This is a genomic window from Rhodococcus sp. P3_B8, from assembly GCF_056402775.1.
In genome coordinates this window covers 1-17,737 of the sequence record NZ_JBFUGT010000130.1, presented here as the reverse complement: position 1 = coordinate 17,737, position 17,737 = coordinate 1, and the positions used below count along the sequence as shown (strand labels likewise).

The following is a 17,737-nucleotide window of genomic DNA, read 5'->3' as shown; positions in this document are numbered from 1 at the left end:
TTTCCGCACAGCCGGCACCGTGGACGCTTCTTGGTGCTCTTGGCGGGYGCCGCGATCCGCGAGGCAGGTGAATCCTCGGGGATGAGGCCGTGCAGGAACCGCGAACGGCGCCGCGACTTGCGGCCGCCCTCGTTCCGGGACAGTGCCCACGACATCTGCAGGTGCTCCCGGGCGCGGGTCACCCCGACGTACAGCAACCGGCGCTCCTCCTCGACGGCCGCCTCGTCCGGTGCCGAGTTGGAGTCGCCGAGCACGTGCTGGATGGGCAGCGTTCCGTCGGTCAGCCCGACGAGGAACACGGCGTCCCATTCGAGCCCCTTGGCGGCGTGCAGGGACGCGAGTGTCACACCCTGCACGACGGGTGGGTGCCGTGCCTCGGCGCGCAGGCTCAGTTCGCGCAACAGCGCGTCCAGGGTCAACTCCGGGTCCTGGGTCAGCTGCTCCTCGGTGAGCGCGACCAGCGCCGACAGCGACGACCACCGTTCGCGAGCCTGCGCACCCGCCGGTTCCGCGTCGGTCAGCCCCAGCGGAGCGAGGACCGCGCGGACGAGCGTGACCAGGTCGGCGCCGACCGCATCCGGCAGGTCGTCGCGGCCCGCGGCCTGCCGTAGTGCCGCCACGGCCTGACGGACCTCGGTGCGCGTGAAGAAGCCCTCACCGCCCCGGACCTGGTACGGGATGTCGAGTTTCGTCAGCGCCTGCTCGTGCACCTCGGACTGGGCGTTGATCCGGTACAGGACCGCGATCTCCGCGGCCGGAGTGCCGGACGCGATGAGCCGCTTGATCGTGCGCGCCACCCCGGCGGCCTCGGCCGGCTCGTCGTCGAACTCGACGAAACTCGGCTCCGGTCCGGAGTCGCGTTGGCCGATCAGCTGCAGACGGGTGCCCGCGATCCTGCCCCGCGCCGCTCCGATCACCCGGTTCGCCATCGACACGACCTCGGGGGTCGAACGGTAGTCGCGCTCGAGGCGCACGACGGTGGCCTCGGGGAACCGGCGCGAGAAGTCGAGCAGGTAATTGGGTGTGGCGCCGGTGAACGAGTAGATGGTCTGGTTGGCGTCACCGACGACGGTGAGGTCGTCCCGCTCCCCGAGCCAGGCGTCGAGGACACGCTGCTGTAGCGGGGTGACGTCCTGGTACTCGTCCACGACGAAGCACCGGTATCGGTCGCGGAACTCCTCGGCGACAGCCGAATGCTCCTCGAGCGCTGCCGCCGTGTGGAGCAGGAGATCGTCGAAGTCGAGGAGCATCCCGTCCTGGCCGCGGGCCTTGAGCTGCTCGTAGCCGTGATAGACCTCGGCGACCTTCGCGGCGTCGACCGGCGCCTCCCGGCGTAACTTGGCCACCGCACGCGGGTAGTCCTCCGGCGCGATCAGCGAGGCCTTGGCCCACTCGATCTCGCTCGCCAGGTCGCGGACGCTCTCCGTGCTGGTGGACAACCCGACCCGTCCGGCGGCGGACGACACGACCGCGAACTTGCGGTCCAGCAGCCGCCACTCCGTGTCGCCGATCACCTGCGGCCAGAAGTACCTGAGCTGCCGGAGTGCGGCGGCGTGGAACGTGCGCGCCTGGACCTGCGCTCCCCCGTCGCCGATCCCCAGGCTGCGCAGCCGGCCGCGCATCTCGCCTGCCGCGCGAGCGGTGAACGTGACCGCCAGCACCTGTCCCGCGGCGACGTGCCCACTGGCCACGAGGTGCGCGATACGCCGGGTGATGGTCCGGGTCTTCCCTGTTCCGGCCCCCGCCAGCACACACACCGGGCCCCGGGGAGCGAGTACCGCTGCGGACTGTTCGGGATCGAGACCGGTACTCGTCACCTCTGCTGCGCCGGCTGCTGACATGGCGTCCATCATGACAGGGGCAACCGACACGGCGCGAAGCGGACGAACACCGCAGTGGGAACACACGACGGAGTCGTGGTGTTATATCCGCCGTGACTGCTACCGACACCCCGGCCCTGACCATCTACTCCACCACCTGGTGCGGCTACTGCCGGCGCCTGAAGACGCAGCTGGACGAATCCGGCATCGGCTACATGGAGATCGACATCGAGGACGACCCGGCGTCGGCGGAGTTCGTCGGCAGCGTCAACGGCGGCAACCACGTCGTCCCCACCGTCAAGTTCGCCGACGGCAGCACCGCGACCAACCCGTCGTTGGCGCAGGTCAAGAAGCTCCTCGGCGTCTAGGACTCCGTCGCTGCTCCCGCCCAGGACTCGATGATTCCGCGAGCGATGGAAATCGAGCCCGGGAGCAGCAGCGGGGCGTCGGTGTCCGACGCCCAGTCGCCGAGTTCGAGTGCCGTGCGCACCTCGTCCCGAGTGAACCACCGGGCCTCGGCGATCTCGCCGTCCGCGAACGTCAGCGGGGCGTCGGGATCGCCGACGGCCGCGAACCCGATCATCACCGAACGGGGAAACGGCCACGGCTGGCTGCCCAGGTAACGCACGTCACGGACGTCGACACCCACTTCTTCCTTTATCTCCCGGACCACGCACGTCTCGAGCGACTCACCGGCCTCGACGAATCCGGCCAGGATCGAGAACCGCCGCGCCGGCCACGTGGGCTGCCGGGCCAGCAGGACGCGGTCTCCGCCGTCGTGCACGAGGCAGATGACCGCCGGATCGGTGCGGGGAAATTCTTCGTGCCCGGTGCTCGTCGAGATCCGCGACCACCCCGACATCGTCGGCTCGGACGGCGCGCCGTCGAGCGCGCTGAAGCCTGCGCTGTCGTGCCAGTTGAGCATCGCGAGGGCCCCGGTGAGTACGCCGGCGTCCGCGTCGTCCAGCGTCCCGCCCAGCATCCGGAGATCCGCCAGTTCGCCGGTCAGCGCCTGCACCCGCACCGCCCACACGTGCCGGTCCTTGCGGATGCCGAGGAAGACCGCCCCGCGTTGCGGTTCGGGGCCGAGTTCGGTGGCCTCCGCGAAGACGAGGCCGTCGTCCCCCACCCGCACCTGTCCGCGGTGATTGACGCGCAGCAGCAGTGCATCCCGCCAGCCCGCTCGCAGCGCGTCCGTGTCCGAACGCAATTCCTCGGCCCGCCCGACGGCGGAGCGGGACAGGAGCGGGGTGTCGTTCAGCCGGAATTCAGTCACGCCGTCGACACTACTGCCGGTCAGTTGGCGACCCGACGGATGTACAGCAGTCGGTCGTTCTCCTCGATCGAATCGACCTCGGGTGAGCCGACCCGGATCAGCCGCCCGTCCCGCACCACGCCGAGCACGATGTCCGCGAGGTGACGCGGGGAGCCGCCGATCTCGTCCCGCTCCACGGGGCGCTCCGCGATCGCGAAACCGGCCTCCGGAGTCAGGAGGTCCTCCATCATCTCGACGACGCTCGGCGTCTTCGTGGCGATGCCGAGGAGCCKGCCCGCGGTCTCGGAGGACACGACGACCGAATCGGCGCCGGACTGCCGGAGCAGATGCGTGTTCTCGGATTCGCGGATCGCCGCGACGATCTTCGCCTTCGGTGCGATCTCGCGCGCCGTCAGCGTCACCAGCACCGCGGTGTCGTCACGGTTGGCCGCGACGATGATCGCCGACGCGTTCTGCGCGCCCGCCAACCGCAGCACGTCCGATTTGGTGGCGGACCCGTGGACCGTGACCAGCCCCTTGCTGGCCGCCGAGTCGAGCACCGCGTGATCGGTGTCGACCACCACGATCTCCGACGGCGGAACGTCGTCGCCGAGCATCGCGTCGATCGCGGTGCGTCCCTTGGTTCCGTAGCCGATCACCACGGTGTGATTGCGCACGTGCTGCCTCCAACGCTGGATTTTGAACGCCTGCCGGGAGCTCTGCGTGAGCGCGGAGAGAGTCGTACCGACGAGGACGATGAGGAAGAAGATTCGAAGAGGCGTGATCAGGAGAACGTTGACGAGCCTCGCGGACGGGGTGAACGGCGTGATGTCGCCGTAGCCCGTCGTGGACAACGACACCGTCGCGTAGTAGATGCAGTCGAGCAGCGACAATTCGTTGTCCTGCGCGTCGCGGTAGCCCGCCCGGTCGATGTAGACGATGAGAACCGCCAACATCAACGCCGCCAGGGCGATACCCACGCGGCGGTAGATCGCCCGCGCCGGACTGGTCTGCAGCTCCGGAATCCGGAGCACCCCCACCAACGCGAAGTCAGGCCGGTCGGTCAGGGTGTCCGACCTGGTCAATCTCTCACGCAGCCTACCGGCCATATGTTCGTCCCCACGTTGCACTGAACTCCGACATCGGCTGGCAGCCTAACCCCGATTGCCCCGTCGGTGACACGTCGGAGCCTCGTTGTCGCGAACCGAGTGGTTCGGGCAAGCTGACGTCATGCAACGAGAGAGCCACACACCACGACCGAGCCAGAAGCCCGCACTCCGCCTTGCTGCGCTGCTGCTCGGCGCYGGCACGATGCACTTCGTCGCCCCCAAGTTCTTCGACTCCACGATCCCCACCCAACTTCCGGGCGAGGCCCGCACCTACACGTACGTGTCGGGGGTCGCCGAGCTCGCCATCGGCACCGCGCTCGCCGTGCCGCGAACCCGCAGGCTCGGTGGCGGCCTCGCTGCTCTCCTGTTCGTCGCCGTCTTCCCCGCCAACGTCAACATGGCAGTGGACTGGCTGAAGAGCTCCAAGACGACGGATGCGCAGAAAGCCGGTGTGCTGCTGCGTCTTCCGCTGCAGATCCCGTTGGTCACCGAGTCGCTGAAGGCTCGACGTCAGGCCTGATCTCTTCGTCGGGAGAACCGGCGGAACGGAGCAGACGGGCAAGCGCGTCGGCGTCGGGCAGGTGGTCCGGCGCGATCGTCCGCCCTGTCCGCACGTAGTGGAACGCGGCGCGAACCCGCTCGATCGGAACGTCCATCAGTTCGGCCCACGCCAGCCGGTACGCGGCCAGCTGCATCACGACGGCCTTCTCGTTGGCCGCGCTCGGCTCGGCGCCGGTCTTCCAGTCGATCACCGTCCACCCGCCGTCGGGGTCGGTGAACACCGCGTCGATCCGGCCGCGCAGCACCGTGCCCGCCACCGAAGTCTCGAACGGCACCTCGACCTCGGTCGGGTTGCGGTCCGCCCAGGACGAGCGCAGAAACGCATCCTGCAGGGTCGCGAGGTCGGTGTCGGGGCCCGCATCCGTGTCGGCGGCACCGGGCAGCTCGTCGAGGTCGAGCAGCCGGGTGGCCCCGAAGCGGCGCTCCACCCAGGCGTGAAACGCGGTACCGCGGCGCGCGAGCGGATTCGGCGGGAACGGCAGCGGACGCCGCAGCCGGGCGGCCAGGGCGTCCGGGTCGGCTTCCAACTCGACGAGCTGGCTCACCGACAACTGACCGGGCAACACCACCTCGGTGCGCGCGTTCGCCCGCGCCTCCCGCTCCGCGAGAAGCGCGTCGACGTCGGCTGCCCAGTTCTCGGGATCGTCGTCCTCGCCTGCCGGTGCCGGCTCGCCGGCACTCGTCAGCGCCGCGACGACCAGCGCCGCGCCCCGCTCGACCRACTCCCGGCGGAGCCCGAGCGGATCCCGCGGCCACACAGCCGACTTGGGGGTACTCGTCAGCGGATTCTGCTCGTCGGGTTCGGGTGCGGGCGCCCAGATGTCGACGATCCCGATTCCCTCGTGCTCCTCGTCGGTCACCGTGTCGCGCAGTTCGGTGAGGAACTCCGACGGACCCTTGAGCTCGGTTCCGGATTCTGCCCAGTGGTGACCCGACGCGAACAGCACCCGTTCGGTGCGGGTGAGTGCGACGTAGAACAGCCGGCGGTCCTCGTCGAGTTTGCGCGACGCCAGCGCCGCCTTGTGCGCCTTCACGGCCTCCTCGAGGTCTTTCCGGTCGTACAGGTTCTCGAGCTCGAGAACGGGCACGCCGTCGGCCGACTCCCCCGGCCGCGCACGGTCTCCGCGCAACGACGGCGGCAGTTCACCGACGGCACCGAGCCAGGACCCGGACGCCGTCCGCGACGGAAAGACGCTCGCCGTGAGGTGCGGTACCGCCACCACTTCCCACTCCAGCCCCTTCGCGGAGTGCACCGTCAGCACCTGGACGCGGTGCGGGTCCACCTCGACTTCGCCCGGCGCCAAACCTTTTTCGACCGATTCGGCGGCCGACAGGAACGCGAGCAGTCCGGTGACGGTGGCCGACGTGCGGCTCGCGTACCCGGCGACGACGTCGGCGAAGGCGTCGAGATGTTCACGGCCGGCACTGCCCCGCGCCGACCGACGCGTCCGGGCCTGCGCCTCGATGCCGATACCCAGAGCCCGTTCCACCTCGGCCACCAGCTCGGTGAGTGGCTGCCCGATCCGCTCACGCAGAGACGCCAACTCCGCCGCGACGGCGGTGATCCGGGCGAAGCCGACCTGCGAATAGCGTTCGGCGGGGCCGGGATCCGCGAGGGCGTCCGCCAGCCCGGCCTGCTCCGCGTGTTCACCGGGCAACGCCTGGCCGACGGCGTCGGCCAGAGCGGACGAATCGGTGACGGCGCCGGTGGTGCCGTAGCCGGTTCCGATGGCCAGTTCGGATGCTCGCCGCGACAGCGCCGTCAGGTCGGCGGCCCCGATCTGCCATCTCGCCCCGGTCAGCATCCGCACGGCGGCACTGCCCGCCATCGGGTCGGCGACCACCCGGAGCATCGCGATCACGTCGGCCACCTCGGGGGTGTGGAGCAGTCCGCCGAGCCCGACCACTTCGACCGGCAGCCCCCGGGAACGCAGGACCTCCGCGATCGGTGCGGCGTCCGCGTTGCGGCGGATCAGCACCGCGGCGGTCGGCGGATCCTCGCCCCGGCTCGTGGCGTCCGCGTACTGTTCGGCGATGCGGTCGGCCACCCATTCGCGCTCCTGCACGACGTCACCGGTGAGGGCCAGCCGCACATCACCCGGGACGGCCTGTGGTCGTGCCCGCAGCGTGCTGACCGACACGCCCCGCTCGCGCAGGGACGCCGAAGCCATGTTGGCCAGCGCCAGGGCCTCCGGCGGGTTACGCCAGCTCGTGAGCAGTTCCAGGGTCGGCGCCGGATCTCCGTTCGCCAGCGGGAAATCCGTCGCGAAGCGGGGCAGGTTGGCCGCCGAGGCACCACGCCAGCCGTAGATGGACTGCATGGGGTCGCCCACCGCGGTGAGCGCGAGTTCGCCGTCGAGGCCACCGCCGAACAGGGACGACAGCAGCACCCGCTGCGAGTGTCCCGTGTCCTGGTACTCGTCGAGCAGCACCACCCGGAAGCGGGTGCGCTCGGCGAGTCCCACCTCGGGATGGTCCGCGGCGACCCGTGCCGCCAGCGACATCTGGCTGCCGAAGTCGAGCGCACCTTCCCGGCGCAGAGTGTCCGCGAGACGGTGCACCAGTGGAAGGAGTTCCACCCGCCGGTGCTGGGTGTCGAGGATGTCGAGCAGTTCCTTTCCGGGGCCGCCGCGCTGCCGCGGTCCGGCGGGCAGGGTGTGGACGAGCTTGTCGAGCTCGGTGTGGGCCTCCCGCAGATCGTCCGGTTCGACGAGATGCTCGGCCAGTTGCCCGGACAGCGCGAGCACGGCTTCGGTGACGGACGCCGGATTCCGGTCGGTGTCGAGGTCGCCGTCCCACGAGCTGACCACCCGGTGCGCCAGCTGCCACAGTTCCGTCTCCGACAGGAGCGTCGCCGAGGGTTCGATGGGCAGCAGGAGCCCGTGCTCGGACAGCAGTCGCCCGGCGTAGGAGTGGTAGGTGCTGACTTCCGGTTCGCCCGCGAGGATCCGCGACCGCAGGTCGCCGCCCGGGTCGACCCTGCGGAGCAGGTCCGAACCTGCAAGCCGGGCAAGGCGTTTCCTGATCCGGGCGGTCAGCTGCTGCGCCGCCTTGCGGGTGAACGTCAGTCCCAGCACCGCCTCGGGGTCAACGACACCGTTGGCCACCAGCCACACGACGCGGGCCGCCATCGTCTCGGTTTTGCCCGCGCCTGCCCCCGCGACGACGAGAGTCGGGCCGAGGGGGGCCGCGATGACGGCAGCCTGCTCCGGGGTCGGTGGATGCTGCCCCAGGCCGACGGCGAGTTCCACCGGGTCGATATGGATCGTCATTCCGACGTCACCTGCCGTCCCTCGTCGTGCGCGGGGCAACTCGTGCGCACCGGGCAGTGCCGGCAACCGTCGTTGACGCGGGCGAGGAACTCCGGCCCCTTGGTGGCCGCCGCTGCCGCGTGGATGACCGCGAGCCACACCTCGAGGTCCTCGTCCTCCAGCGGTGCCTGCACCCGCTGGGTCGCGCCTTCCTTCTTGTGCGGTTTGGCGACGAAGACCAGCCGCGCCCCACCGGGTTTCGACGCCGGCTCCCCGTCGATCGCGCCGACCGCCGCCGCCACCTGGTACGCCGCCAGCTGGGCGTGCTGCTGGGCGTCGTCCTTGGTGACGGGTGAGCGGGCGGTCTTCACGTCGACGATGACGGGCCTGCCCTCGGCATCACGCTCGAGCCGATCGATCCGCCCCCGCAGCCGGATCGTCGGGGAACCCTCTTCCCGCGGTTCCAGGACGCCGTCGACTGCCACCTCGACACCGACCTCGGTGAGTTCGGACCGGGTGTTACCGAGCCAGGCGGTGAACGTGGCGAGCATGTCCCGGGTGCGGTCGAGTTCGCGCCTCGAGTACCACTGTGACCCCAGATCGATCGACTCCCAGGCATTCTCGAGCGCGCGTGCCACCTGATCGGGCGGGATCCGCCCGGCGAGCGCCTGCACCAGCGTGTGCACGAGCGTTCCGGCGATGGCGTGAGTGTTGTCGCCGTCCGTCCCGCCGTGGCGTTCGAGCAGCCACCGCAGCGGGCACGTGTTGAGCAGGTCGATGGTGGACGGCGACAACGACACCGGGCCGTCCTCCTCGTTCCACAACGCCACGCCGGTGCTCGGCGCGGCGGTGCCGTACCACTGGTCCGGGTGTGCACCGCGCACTCCGGCGTCGGCGAGCCGGGCGAGTTGGCGCGCCGCGCGTTCCTGCCGGGCGGGGTCGGATTCCGCGACGTCCGGATCGCAGACCACGCTGCGCAATTCGGCGACCAGGGCGGGGAGAGCGAGGACCCGGGTCGCGGGATCCTCCGCCTGCACGACCGCCTCCTCGACGTCCGAATCCTGGTCTCCGGCGAGCAGTTCGTCGACGAAACGGGAGTGGACGAGGTCGGCGTCGCCGCTGGCCGAGTCGACCGCGGTGACGAGCAGACTCCGCCGCGCCCGGCCGCACGCCACCAGGAACAGCCTGCGTTCCTCGGCCAGGAGCGGTGCGGTGCGCGACATCCGGTCGGCGGCCGTCTCGCTGCCGTCGGACACTCCGGCGGTCAGATCGATCAGCGCCTCGGTGCCGAGCAGGCTTCCGCGGGCCCGCAGACTGGGCCACAGCCCTTCCTGCACACCGGCGACCGCGACGACGTCCCATTCGCGGCCGGCAGCCGAGTGGGCGCTGAGCACCGAGACGGCGTCGACCGGGACTGCGGAGACGTTCCGTGTGGTGGGAATGGCCTGCCCGGTGAGGTAGTCGACGAACCCGGCGAGCTGTGCGCGCGGGAGGCGGTCGACGTAACTCGCCGCGGCGTCGAACAGGGCGACCACGGCGTCGAGGTCGCGGTCGGCTTGGGCACCGATCGGACCCCCGCGGGCGGAGRCCGCCGACCAGCGGCGTTCGAGTCCGGTGGCCTGCCATGCCGCCCACAGCACGTCCTCGATGCCGCGCCCGCGGTCCAGGGGAACCTTCGCCTTGCGCAGAACGGACAGCACCCGGTTCAGGGATGCCGCTTCGACGTCGGTCAGCTTGGCCGTGACCCTGCGGGTGCGGTCGGTCTCGCCCACCAGCACGAGACGGAGGAGCTCCGCCGAGTCGCGGTCGCCGCCGGACGCCAGCTCGGCGCGCCGCAGACCACGGCGAAGACGCCGGAGCGCCACGGGTTCTGCGCCGCCGACCGGGCCGGCGAGCAGGGCGAGCGCGTCCTCGCCCGTGAATTCCTGACCCGACAGGGCCCGCAGCACCAGCATCAGTCCCGACACCCCGTGCTGACGGGCCAGCGGCAGCTCGGACGCTGCGGTGGTGACGGGCACACCCGCACCCAGCAGGGCGCGGCGCAGCGGCGCCAGGGCGCGCGGAACCGAGCGGACGATCACCGCCATCTCCGACCACGGCACCCCGTCGAGGAGGTGGGCGCGACGCAGGGTGTCGGCGATGAGCGCGGCCTCTTTCGCCGCCGTGCTCAGCACCCGGACCGACGTCCGGCCACCGTCCTGCGCGGGGCTCCAGATCCGATGCGGCAGGTGTCCTGGTAGCCGGGACGTGATCCGGGCCGCCGTGGTCGCGACCTCCGCCGAACTGCGAAAGTTGACCGGCAGCAACACCTGCCGGGGATCGCCCTTGTCGGCCAGCTCGGCGAGGAATGTCGGGTCGGCTCCGCGAAAGCCGTAGATCGACTGGTCCGGGTCGCCGGCGACGACCGTGGTGCGGGTACCGGTGCCGAGGAGCCGGACGAGTTCCGCGGCCTGCGGATCGAGGTGCTGGGCGTCGTCGACGAGCAGGTGCCGCACCCGGGCCCGCTCGGTGCGCAGCAGGTCGGGGTCGGTGGCGAACGCGGTGAGGGCCGCGCCGATGAGTTCGGCGGCGTCGAGTGCGGGCGCCGTGGCCTCGGGGGCCTCGACACCGACGGCTCCGCGCAGCAGCATGCCGTGCTCGTACCGGGCGGCGAACATCCCCGCCGCCACCCACTCGGGACGGGAGTGCCGCTGGCCCAGCTTGATCAGGTCTTCCGGGCCGAGACCGCGCTCGCTCGAGCGCAGCATGAGGTCGCGTAGTTCGACGGCGAAGCCGCCCAGCGCCAGTGCGGGACGCAGACGTTCGGGCCACATCTCGCCGCCGTCCGCGATGTCGCCGTGCAGCATCTCGCGCAGCACCGCGTCCTGTTCGGCGCCGGTGATGAGCCGCGGGGGTGGATTTCCGTGGGCGGCGGCCTGCAGTCTCAGCACCGCGAAGGCGTAGGAGTGGACGGTGCGGACGAGCGGTTCGCGCGTGGCGCGGGGGCCGTGATGTTCGTCGTGGCCGATGAGGGCGGCGGTGACCTCTTCGCGCACCCGCCCCGCCGCTCGCTTCGACTGCGTCAGGACGAGCACCGACTCCGGGTCCTCGCCGCCGGCGATCCGGTCCACCGCGACGTCGACGAGAAGCGAGGTCTTGCCCGTTCCCGGGCCGCCGAGCACCTGCCAGGGATTCCAGCCCAGGCCGAGGGGCGTTGCGGTGAGGACCCGCTGCGTGGCGTCGTCCCACACCCGGGCCTCGCGGACCGGGTTCTGGCGGTGCACGAGCCGGGCACGGGGAACCGACGTCCTGGTGCGCACCGCCGATTCCGTCATGGATGGCATTCCACCAGAACGGTCCGACATCCCGTGCGGCGACCCGATCCGGCATCATGGGTCACGTGTCAGCACTGAATACGTACCTGTTCGGCGCCGAGGACGGCACGGAGATCCTCGCCCTGCACGGACTCACCGGTCACGGCAGACGGTGGGAGGCGCTGGCCACCGACCACCTGCCGGACGCCCGCTGGATCTCCCCCGACCTGCTCGGCCACGGCCGCTCCACGTGGTCGCCGCCGTGGAATCTCGAGGCCCACGTCAGGAGTCTCGTCGACACGCTCGACGCACACGCCCGGGGACCCGTGCTGGTCGTGGGCCACTCGTTCGGGTGTGCCCTGGCACTGCACCTGTCGCGGGCCGTCCCCGACCGCGTCCGGGGACTCGTGCTGCTCGATCCCGCGATCGGGCTCGATGCCGARCTGATGCAATCGGTGGCGGATCTCACCATCTCCTCCCCCGACTACACCGACGTCGCGGAGGCCCGGTCCGAGAAGGTGCACGGCTCGTGGGGTGAAGTGGCCCGCGACGTCCTCGAGAACGAGATCGCCGAACACCTGGTGCCGCTGGCGAACGGCCGGGTCAACTGGCGGCTGTCCACCCCCGCCGTCGTGACGGCGTGGGGTGAGCTCGCACGCGAGGCCGTCCTGCCACCCGCGCACCTGCCGACCGTCCTCGTGCAGGCGTCGAAGGTGCAGCCGCCGTACGTCACACCCGAGTTCCGCAAGGCTCTCACCGACCATCTGGGCGACAACCTCACCGCCGTCGACCTCGACTGCGATCACATGGTGCCGCAGGSCCGGCCCGACGAGGTCGCCGGGCTCGTCCGCACGCTCCTCTGATGGTCGTGTGATGGTCGCGACGACGGAGGAACAGGTCGAGGCGGTCCGCGCGCTGGTCGCGTCGATTCCACCCGGCCGGGTGGCCACGTACGGCGACATCGCCTCGGCGGCAGGGCTGTCCAGTGCGCGGACGGTCGGCTGGATCATGCGCACCGACTCCGCCGACCTCCCCTGGCACCGGGTGCTGGGCGCGTCGGGACGACCGGCGCCGCACCTCGCGCACCGGCAGATCGCGAAGCTCGAACTCGAGGGTGTTCCCATCCGGGACGGCCGCGTGGATCTCGCGGCGGCCCGGCACCGGTTCGATCGGTCCGGCTGACGTCCCGCCCGCCTCAGCAGGTGCTCGGCGCGGGATCACCGCGGAACCGGGCGTCCATCCAGTCCAGCCCCTGCGGCAGTCCCAGCGCCGCCGCCGACAGGTGGTCGGGGGTCGGAGTGAGCAGCGTCTGCACCGGTGTGCCCGCGTCGCAGTACCGCCGCAGGGTGGTGTCGATCGAATCGACCGGGATCAGTGCGTCCGTCGGGCTGTGCCATTCGAAGATCGGCGTGGTGGGCACGCCCGCATACAGCTCCAGACTGTTCTCCTCCATCACCTTCCACGCTTCCGGATCGTCCATGAAGTTCTTGTTGTCGGTCATCTGTGACGCGCTGCGCCCGAGTCCGAACAGCATGATCTCGTTGGTGCATCCGTTGCCGATCATCTGCTTCATCCAGCGGCCCTGATCGTTGAGCTGGCCGCTGACGTCGATGCGGTCCGGGTATTCGCGTTCCAGGCCCAGTGCGGCGGCCATCGCGAGACCGAACGCGGGGTGCGGGTTGGTGCCGAGTGCCTCCGCCATCTTCACCAGGTTCATCGGGGTTCCGCCCTCGGCGGCGCCGACGATGTTCAGTTCGGGGGCGTAGCTCGGCGCCAGCGCCGCCGCCCAGGCCGTGGCCATGCCGCCGCCGGAGTATCCGCCCAGTCCGACCTTGCTGTTCTGCACCTGCAGTTCCGGGACCCGTTGCACGGCGCGGATGCCGTCGAGGGTGATCTGGCCACCGAGCTTCGCTGCGCCGTACGCCATCCTCGGTCCGAGATGGTCGGGCAGCGCCACTGCCCACCCGCGCGCGAGTGCGATGTTGAGTCCCGCAGCCTCGCGGATCTGGTGCAGGGGGTCGGTGGTGTAGAGCTCGGTGACGATCTTGCACTTGTTGCCCAGCGAATTGATGATGTGCTGGTACGACACCAGCGGTCCGTCCGGGACGTGGTTCGGGGGCAGCACGTACGTGGTGTTCGCCGCGATCGGCTTGCCCTCGGAGTCGGTGGTCCGGAACAGCAGCTCCCACATCGCGCTGCCGGGGAAGTAGTACGACGGCGGCAGCTGCCGGATCTTCAGGACCTCGCCCGGTGCATGGTCGGCGACGTCCGCGGGCTGGAGGTAGAAGGGGTCGGGGTCGGCGACGGGGAAGATCGCGTCGGCAGCGGGTGCGGACAGCAAGGGGGGCAACGGCAACGGTGGTTGCGCCGAGGAGGTGCCTGCGCCCACGAGGGCGGCAGTCAGCGCGAGGACCGAGCCGAGTACAGCGGCGCCGAAGGATCTGCGGAACAACGAGCCCATGACATACCCCAATTCAGCGAGCGGTCGACGGCATCACTATGCCAGAGCGTCGATAAAGATCAGCCCCTTTCCCGGTACCGAACTGGTCTCTGACCGATACTTCGATTCACAGGTACTTTCACGCCGGACACCCGCGCGTCACACGACGAGCGTCGGCGCCGCGGACATCGACGCGTCGCCGGACACGACCAGGGTGGCAAGGATATTCACGGCTGCGGTCAGCTCGGACACCGGCCGCGTGAAGGGCAACCGCTGGTGGTCGTCGAACAGATGGCCGGTACCGAACCGGGGCCCGGGAGCCAGGAGCAAGCCCCTCGACCGGGCCGCGGCGACGAGTTCCGTCGAACTCGTTCCGGCCGGGAGCACGCACCACAGGGACAGCCCCCCGGCGGGCAGCACGTAGTTCCACCCGGGCAACCGATCGTCGACAGCCGCCGCGAGCGCGTCCCGCTGCACCCGGAGGTCCCGGCGCCGCTGCGCGACCAGACGGTCGTGCCGGGTGAACAAGCGCACGGCCGCAAGCTGATCCAGCACCGAGACCGACAATTGCCTGCGTGCCATGATCTTGGCCATCTGTGCGGTGCGGGCGGCCTCGGCACGCACCCAGCCGATGCGGATACCTCCCCACACGGTTTTGCTGAGGCTGCCGATCGCCACAGCCGCCGATTCCGGGACCGGGACGCCGAACGGCTCGTGGTCGTCCGAACCGTCCAGCACGAGTTCCGCCGCCACCTCGTCCACGACAGTCACCACGCCGTGGCGCGCCAGGGTCGCGGCCAGTCGCCGCCTGCCCTCGGGGGTCGCCCTGGCTCCCGAGGGATTGGAGAAGTCCGGCATCAGGTACGCCACCGTCGGGGCGCTCTGCCGCGCGGCCCGGTCGACCTCGGCGACGAACGCGTCCGGGTCGGTCGCATCGATCGCCACCGGAACGGGTCTGCCGCCGGCCGCCTGCACGGACTCGACCGCCCCGGGATAGGTCGGGTGTTCGACCAGGACGCGGTCGCCCGCCTCGACCAGAGCCTCGAACACCACTTCGGTGGCATCACCTGCGCCACCCGTGACGAGGATCTGGTCCGGGGTTGTCGGGCGGCCCCTGCGGGTGTAGTGGCCTGCTATCGCCGCCCGGAGCGTCGTCAGTCCGCCGGGGTGGTATCCGTGCTGGGGCATGAAACGGGGCAACTCGTCGACGGCGTCCAGGTAGGCCTCCCTGAGTTCGGGGGCCGCCGCCGGCGCGGCATTGACGAGGTCGATGACACCGTCCACCGGCGCGCCCACCATGCTTCCCCACGCCGGCGGTCCCGACGGCATCGCCACGAAGGTTCCCGATCCGTGTCGCGCCGACGCCCAACCGGACTCGCGGAGTTCGCGATACGCGGCACTGACGGTCACCCGGCTGAGCCGGAGCTCCTCCGCGAGGGCCCGTTCGGCGGGCAGCCGGACTCCCACGGCCATCGACCCGTCCGCCACTCTCTCGCGGAGGGCGTCGGCGAGCCCGCGGTACAGCGGTTGCCCGCCGGTGGGCGCCGCACCGAGCAGCACCGCCAACTCGGTTGCCGAGACGCTTCGGACTGGTTCGACACTCATACAGGCCACTTTCCCACAGAGGACTGGAATTCGCGGTCCACTTTGCCCCGACAATCGATACATGCTGGTAATTGGAATCCTCTTGGCCCTCAGCCTGGCGTCGGTGGCCTGGCTCTGCGTCAGCACGGCGCGCGGCGGACGGTCCGGGCTCGCCGGACCTCCGCGCAGCCACCTGCACAGCGACTGAGGATGTGCGGCAGCATGAGGGAATGAACTCTGCCGCACCCGTTCACGCGATCGTCCTCGCCGGTGGACGAGCCACTCGGATGGGCGGCGTCGACAAGCCGGCCGTGGTGGTCGGCGGACGCCGGATGCTCGACACCGCCCTCGACGCCGTCGACGACTGTGAGCGCATCGTCGTCGTGGGACCTCGGCGCGCCGACCTCGATTCGACGGTGCTCCAGACGCAGGAGACGCCGCCGGGCGCCGGGCCGGTCGCGGGGGTGGCCGCCGGACTCGCCGYGCTCGACGCCGAACCGGACGACCGGGTGATTCTGCTCGCGTCGGATCTGCCGTTCGCGGAGCCCACGATGGTGGAGGCCCTCGCCGCCGCCGTGCAGGACACCGACACCGTGTTCGCGGTCGACGAGTCGGGCCGCCTGCAGTTCCTGTTGTCCGCGTGGCGTGTCGGTGCGTTGACCGACCGTGTGCGCGCGCTCGGGTCGGCGGTCAATCAGCCGATGAAGGCGCTCGTTCCGGACGCGTTCGCGACGGTTCTGTTCCGCGGCGTCACCGATTGCGACACACCGGACGACGTCGAGCGGGCCCGGAGCAGGGCCGCGGCGGCGCCGGTCACGATCGCCGAGGCCCGGGAGGCGATCCTGACGGTCGTCCCCCCGCTCCCACCGCGGTCCGCGGCGCTCGGCACGGCGCTCGGCGCCACCCTCGCCGAGCCGCTGCTCGCCGCCGAAGCTCTGCCGCGCATCGCCGTCTCCGCCATGGACGGATACGCCGTCGCGGGCGACGGTCCGTGGGTGCTGCGCGACGACATCCGGTACGCGGGGAGCTCCGAGGAACTCGAGCTGGCGGACGGCGAGGCGGCCCGGATCGCGACGGGTGCGCACCTCCCCAGCGGCGCCACCGCCGTCGTGCGGGACGAATTCGCCGTGGCGACAGACACCTCCGTGGGGCCGCGACTGTCCCGCCGGGAGGACGCCCCCGTGCGCGACGACGCGCGGCGGCGTGGCGAGGACTGGCACGAGGGGTACCGGCTCGCGGCGGAGGGCACGGCCGTCACGCCCGCCCTCGTCTCCGCCGCCGCGAGCGCGGAGGTGACCACCGCGGGGGTCCGCGGACCCGTCCGCGCGCACGTGGTGGTGACAGGAGACGAGATCCGGCGGGACGGTCCGCTGCGACACGGGCAGACGCGGGACGCTCTGGGACCCGTTCTCCCCCAGTTCCTCTCGTGGTGCGGCATCCGGACGGTCGCGGACGCCCACCTGCGGGACACGTCCGACAGCTTCGACGAACTGTTCCGGGAAGTCCGCCAGCCCGATCTGATCGTGATCGTCGGGGCCACCGGCGGCGGCGCGGCCGACCAGTTGCGTGCGGCGCTCGACCGGGCGGAGGCCCGGGTCGTGGTGGGGCGGGTGCGGTGCCGCCCGGGCGGTTCGCAGGTGACCGCGCTGCTGCCCGACGGGCGGGTGGTACTCGGGCTGCCCGGGAATCCGTACGCCGCGGTCGTGACGCTCCTGACCACGGTTCCGTCCATCGCGGCCGCACTCACGGGCCGCACCCCGGCACCGCGTCAGCTGGCGCGTATCGCGAATGCGTCCGAGGCCAGTGGCGACGCCACCCGGATCCTGCCCGCGGTCCCGCAACCGGACGGCACGTGGCGCGTCGACCCCGGAATCCGCACCGCGCATCTCGCGGGCCTGATCGACCGCGAAGCACTGGCGCTGGTACCGGCGGGCGCGGCCGACGGTGATCTGGCCGAACTGGTGCCGCTACCGCGCTGACGGGTCAGCGCTGGAACGACAGGGTGTGCAGCGCGGCCGGAATTTCGCTGCGGTAGCGCTCCGCCACGAGGTCGACGAGGGCCGGATCGACACCGAGCGGCTCGGCCACTCCGTCCGCACCGGCATCGGCGAGGCGCGCGTGGAACAGTCCGTGGGCCAGGAGATACGACGCGACGAACACGCGCTTCTCGCCGCTCGCACGCAATCCGGCCACCACGTCGGGGACGCGCGGCTGCGCTGTCGCCACGTAGCCGATCCGGACCCGCGACGCGACGAGCTCCGACAGCAACGCCGCGGCGCGCCGGACGTCGCGCAGGGCCCGCGGGTCGGACGAGCCGGCCGCGGCGAGCACGACCGCGTCGCCGGGCCGCCAGCCCGCGTCGACGAGGCGCCGCAGCAGGACCTCCGCGAGAACGGGGTCCGGTCCCAGCGCCCGGGTCACGGC

General features: G+C 71.1%; 14 protein-coding genes. 6 read left to right on the top strand and 8 right to left on the bottom strand.

Annotated features, from left to right (window positions below; translation table 11 throughout):
- Nucleotides 1-1,853 (bottom strand): ATP-dependent helicase (locus AC1D1G_RS28145; RefSeq protein ID WP_477954579.1); only part of this gene is annotated, 1,853 nt, incomplete at its 3' end.
- Between the two features lie 80 nt (nt 1,854-1,933).
- Here AC1D1G_RS28145 and AC1D1G_RS28140 point away from each other — a divergent pair.
- Complete coding sequence (locus tag AC1D1G_RS28140) at nt 1,934-2,188, top strand: mycoredoxin (protein WP_105413134.1); 255 nt, start codon at nt 1,934-1,936, stop codon at nt 2,186-2,188.
- Here AC1D1G_RS28140 and nudC read toward each other — a convergent pair.
- Together nudC and AC1D1G_RS28130 are read right to left on the bottom strand one after the other, a co-directional pair.
- Nucleotides 2,185-3,096: an NAD(+) diphosphatase gene (nudC, locus tag AC1D1G_RS28135; RefSeq protein ID WP_280781663.1), complete on the bottom strand. Its 912-nt coding sequence runs from the start codon at nt 3,094-3,096 to the stop codon at nt 2,185-2,187. The two genes, AC1D1G_RS28140 and nudC, sit on opposite strands and share 4 nt — an antisense overlap.
- A gap of 20 nt (nt 3,097-3,116) precedes the next feature.
- Complete coding sequence (locus AC1D1G_RS28130) at nt 3,117-4,184, bottom strand: potassium channel family protein (RefSeq protein ID WP_009479578.1); 1,068 nt, start codon at nt 4,182-4,184, stop codon at nt 3,117-3,119.
- A 121-nt stretch (nt 4,185-4,305) separates the two neighbouring features.
- On the opposite strand from AC1D1G_RS28130, the gene AC1D1G_RS28125 reads away from it, so the two are divergent.
- Complete coding sequence (locus tag AC1D1G_RS28125; protein ID WP_477954577.1) at nt 4,306-4,704, top strand: DoxX family protein; 399 nt, start codon at nt 4,306-4,308, stop codon at nt 4,702-4,704.
- Here the strand turns inward: AC1D1G_RS28125 and AC1D1G_RS28120 are convergent.
- Both AC1D1G_RS28120 and AC1D1G_RS28115 read right to left on the bottom strand, forming a co-directional pair.
- Entirely contained in the window at nt 4,670-8,017 is a 3,348-nt protein-coding gene (locus tag AC1D1G_RS28120) for an ATP-dependent helicase (protein WP_477954575.1), read from the bottom strand. The genes AC1D1G_RS28125 and AC1D1G_RS28120 overlap by 35 nt on opposite strands.
- Complete coding sequence (locus AC1D1G_RS28115) at nt 8,014-11,310, bottom strand: ATP-dependent helicase (protein ID WP_477954573.1); 3,297 nt, start codon at nt 11,308-11,310, stop codon at nt 8,014-8,016. The genes AC1D1G_RS28120 and AC1D1G_RS28115 overlap by 4 nt, the downstream gene beginning before the upstream one ends.
- A gap of 56 nt (nt 11,311-11,366) precedes the next feature.
- Here AC1D1G_RS28115 and AC1D1G_RS28110 point away from each other — a divergent pair, with 56 nt between their 5' ends.
- Nucleotides 11,367-12,152, top strand: a complete 786-nt coding sequence (locus tag AC1D1G_RS28110) for an alpha/beta fold hydrolase (protein WP_477954580.1) — start codon at nt 11,367-11,369, stop codon at nt 12,150-12,152.
- 10 nt (nt 12,153-12,162) lie between these two features.
- Nucleotides 12,163-12,471, top strand: coding sequence for an MGMT family protein (locus tag AC1D1G_RS28105; RefSeq protein ID WP_009479577.1), 309 nt, complete (start codon nt 12,163-12,165; stop codon nt 12,469-12,471).
- 13 nt (nt 12,472-12,484) lie between these two features.
- Here the strand turns inward: AC1D1G_RS28105 and AC1D1G_RS28100 are convergent, their stop codons facing one another.
- Together AC1D1G_RS28100 and yczR are read right to left on the bottom strand one after the other, a co-directional pair.
- Complete coding sequence (locus tag AC1D1G_RS28100; RefSeq protein WP_283335234.1) at nt 12,485-13,750, bottom strand: lipase family protein; 1,266 nt, start codon at nt 13,748-13,750, stop codon at nt 12,485-12,487.
- Between the two features lie 138 nt (nt 13,751-13,888).
- Entirely contained in the window at nt 13,889-15,334 is a 1,446-nt protein-coding gene (gene yczR, locus AC1D1G_RS28095; RefSeq protein ID WP_477954572.1) for a MocR-like transcription factor YczR, read from the bottom strand.
- Nucleotides 15,335-15,395: 61 nt separating this feature from the next.
- Here yczR and AC1D1G_RS28090 point away from each other — a divergent pair, with 61 nt between their 5' ends.
- Nucleotides 15,396-15,521: a hypothetical protein gene (locus tag AC1D1G_RS28090; RefSeq protein WP_274542819.1), complete on the top strand. Its 126-nt coding sequence runs from the start codon at nt 15,396-15,398 to the stop codon at nt 15,519-15,521.
- Nucleotides 15,522-15,543: 22 nt separating this feature from the next.
- Nucleotides 15,544-17,292 carry an NTP transferase domain-containing protein gene (locus AC1D1G_RS28085; RefSeq protein ID WP_477954571.1) on the top strand — a complete coding sequence of 583 codons (1,749 nt, stop codon included), beginning with the start codon at nt 15,544-15,546 and terminating at the stop codon, nt 17,290-17,292.
- A 4-nt stretch (nt 17,293-17,296) separates the two neighbouring features.
- Here AC1D1G_RS28085 and AC1D1G_RS28080 read toward each other — a convergent pair.
- The coding region (locus AC1D1G_RS28080; RefSeq protein ID WP_477954570.1) for a sirohydrochlorin chelatase at nt 17,297-17,737 on the bottom strand (441 nt) is incomplete at its 5' end.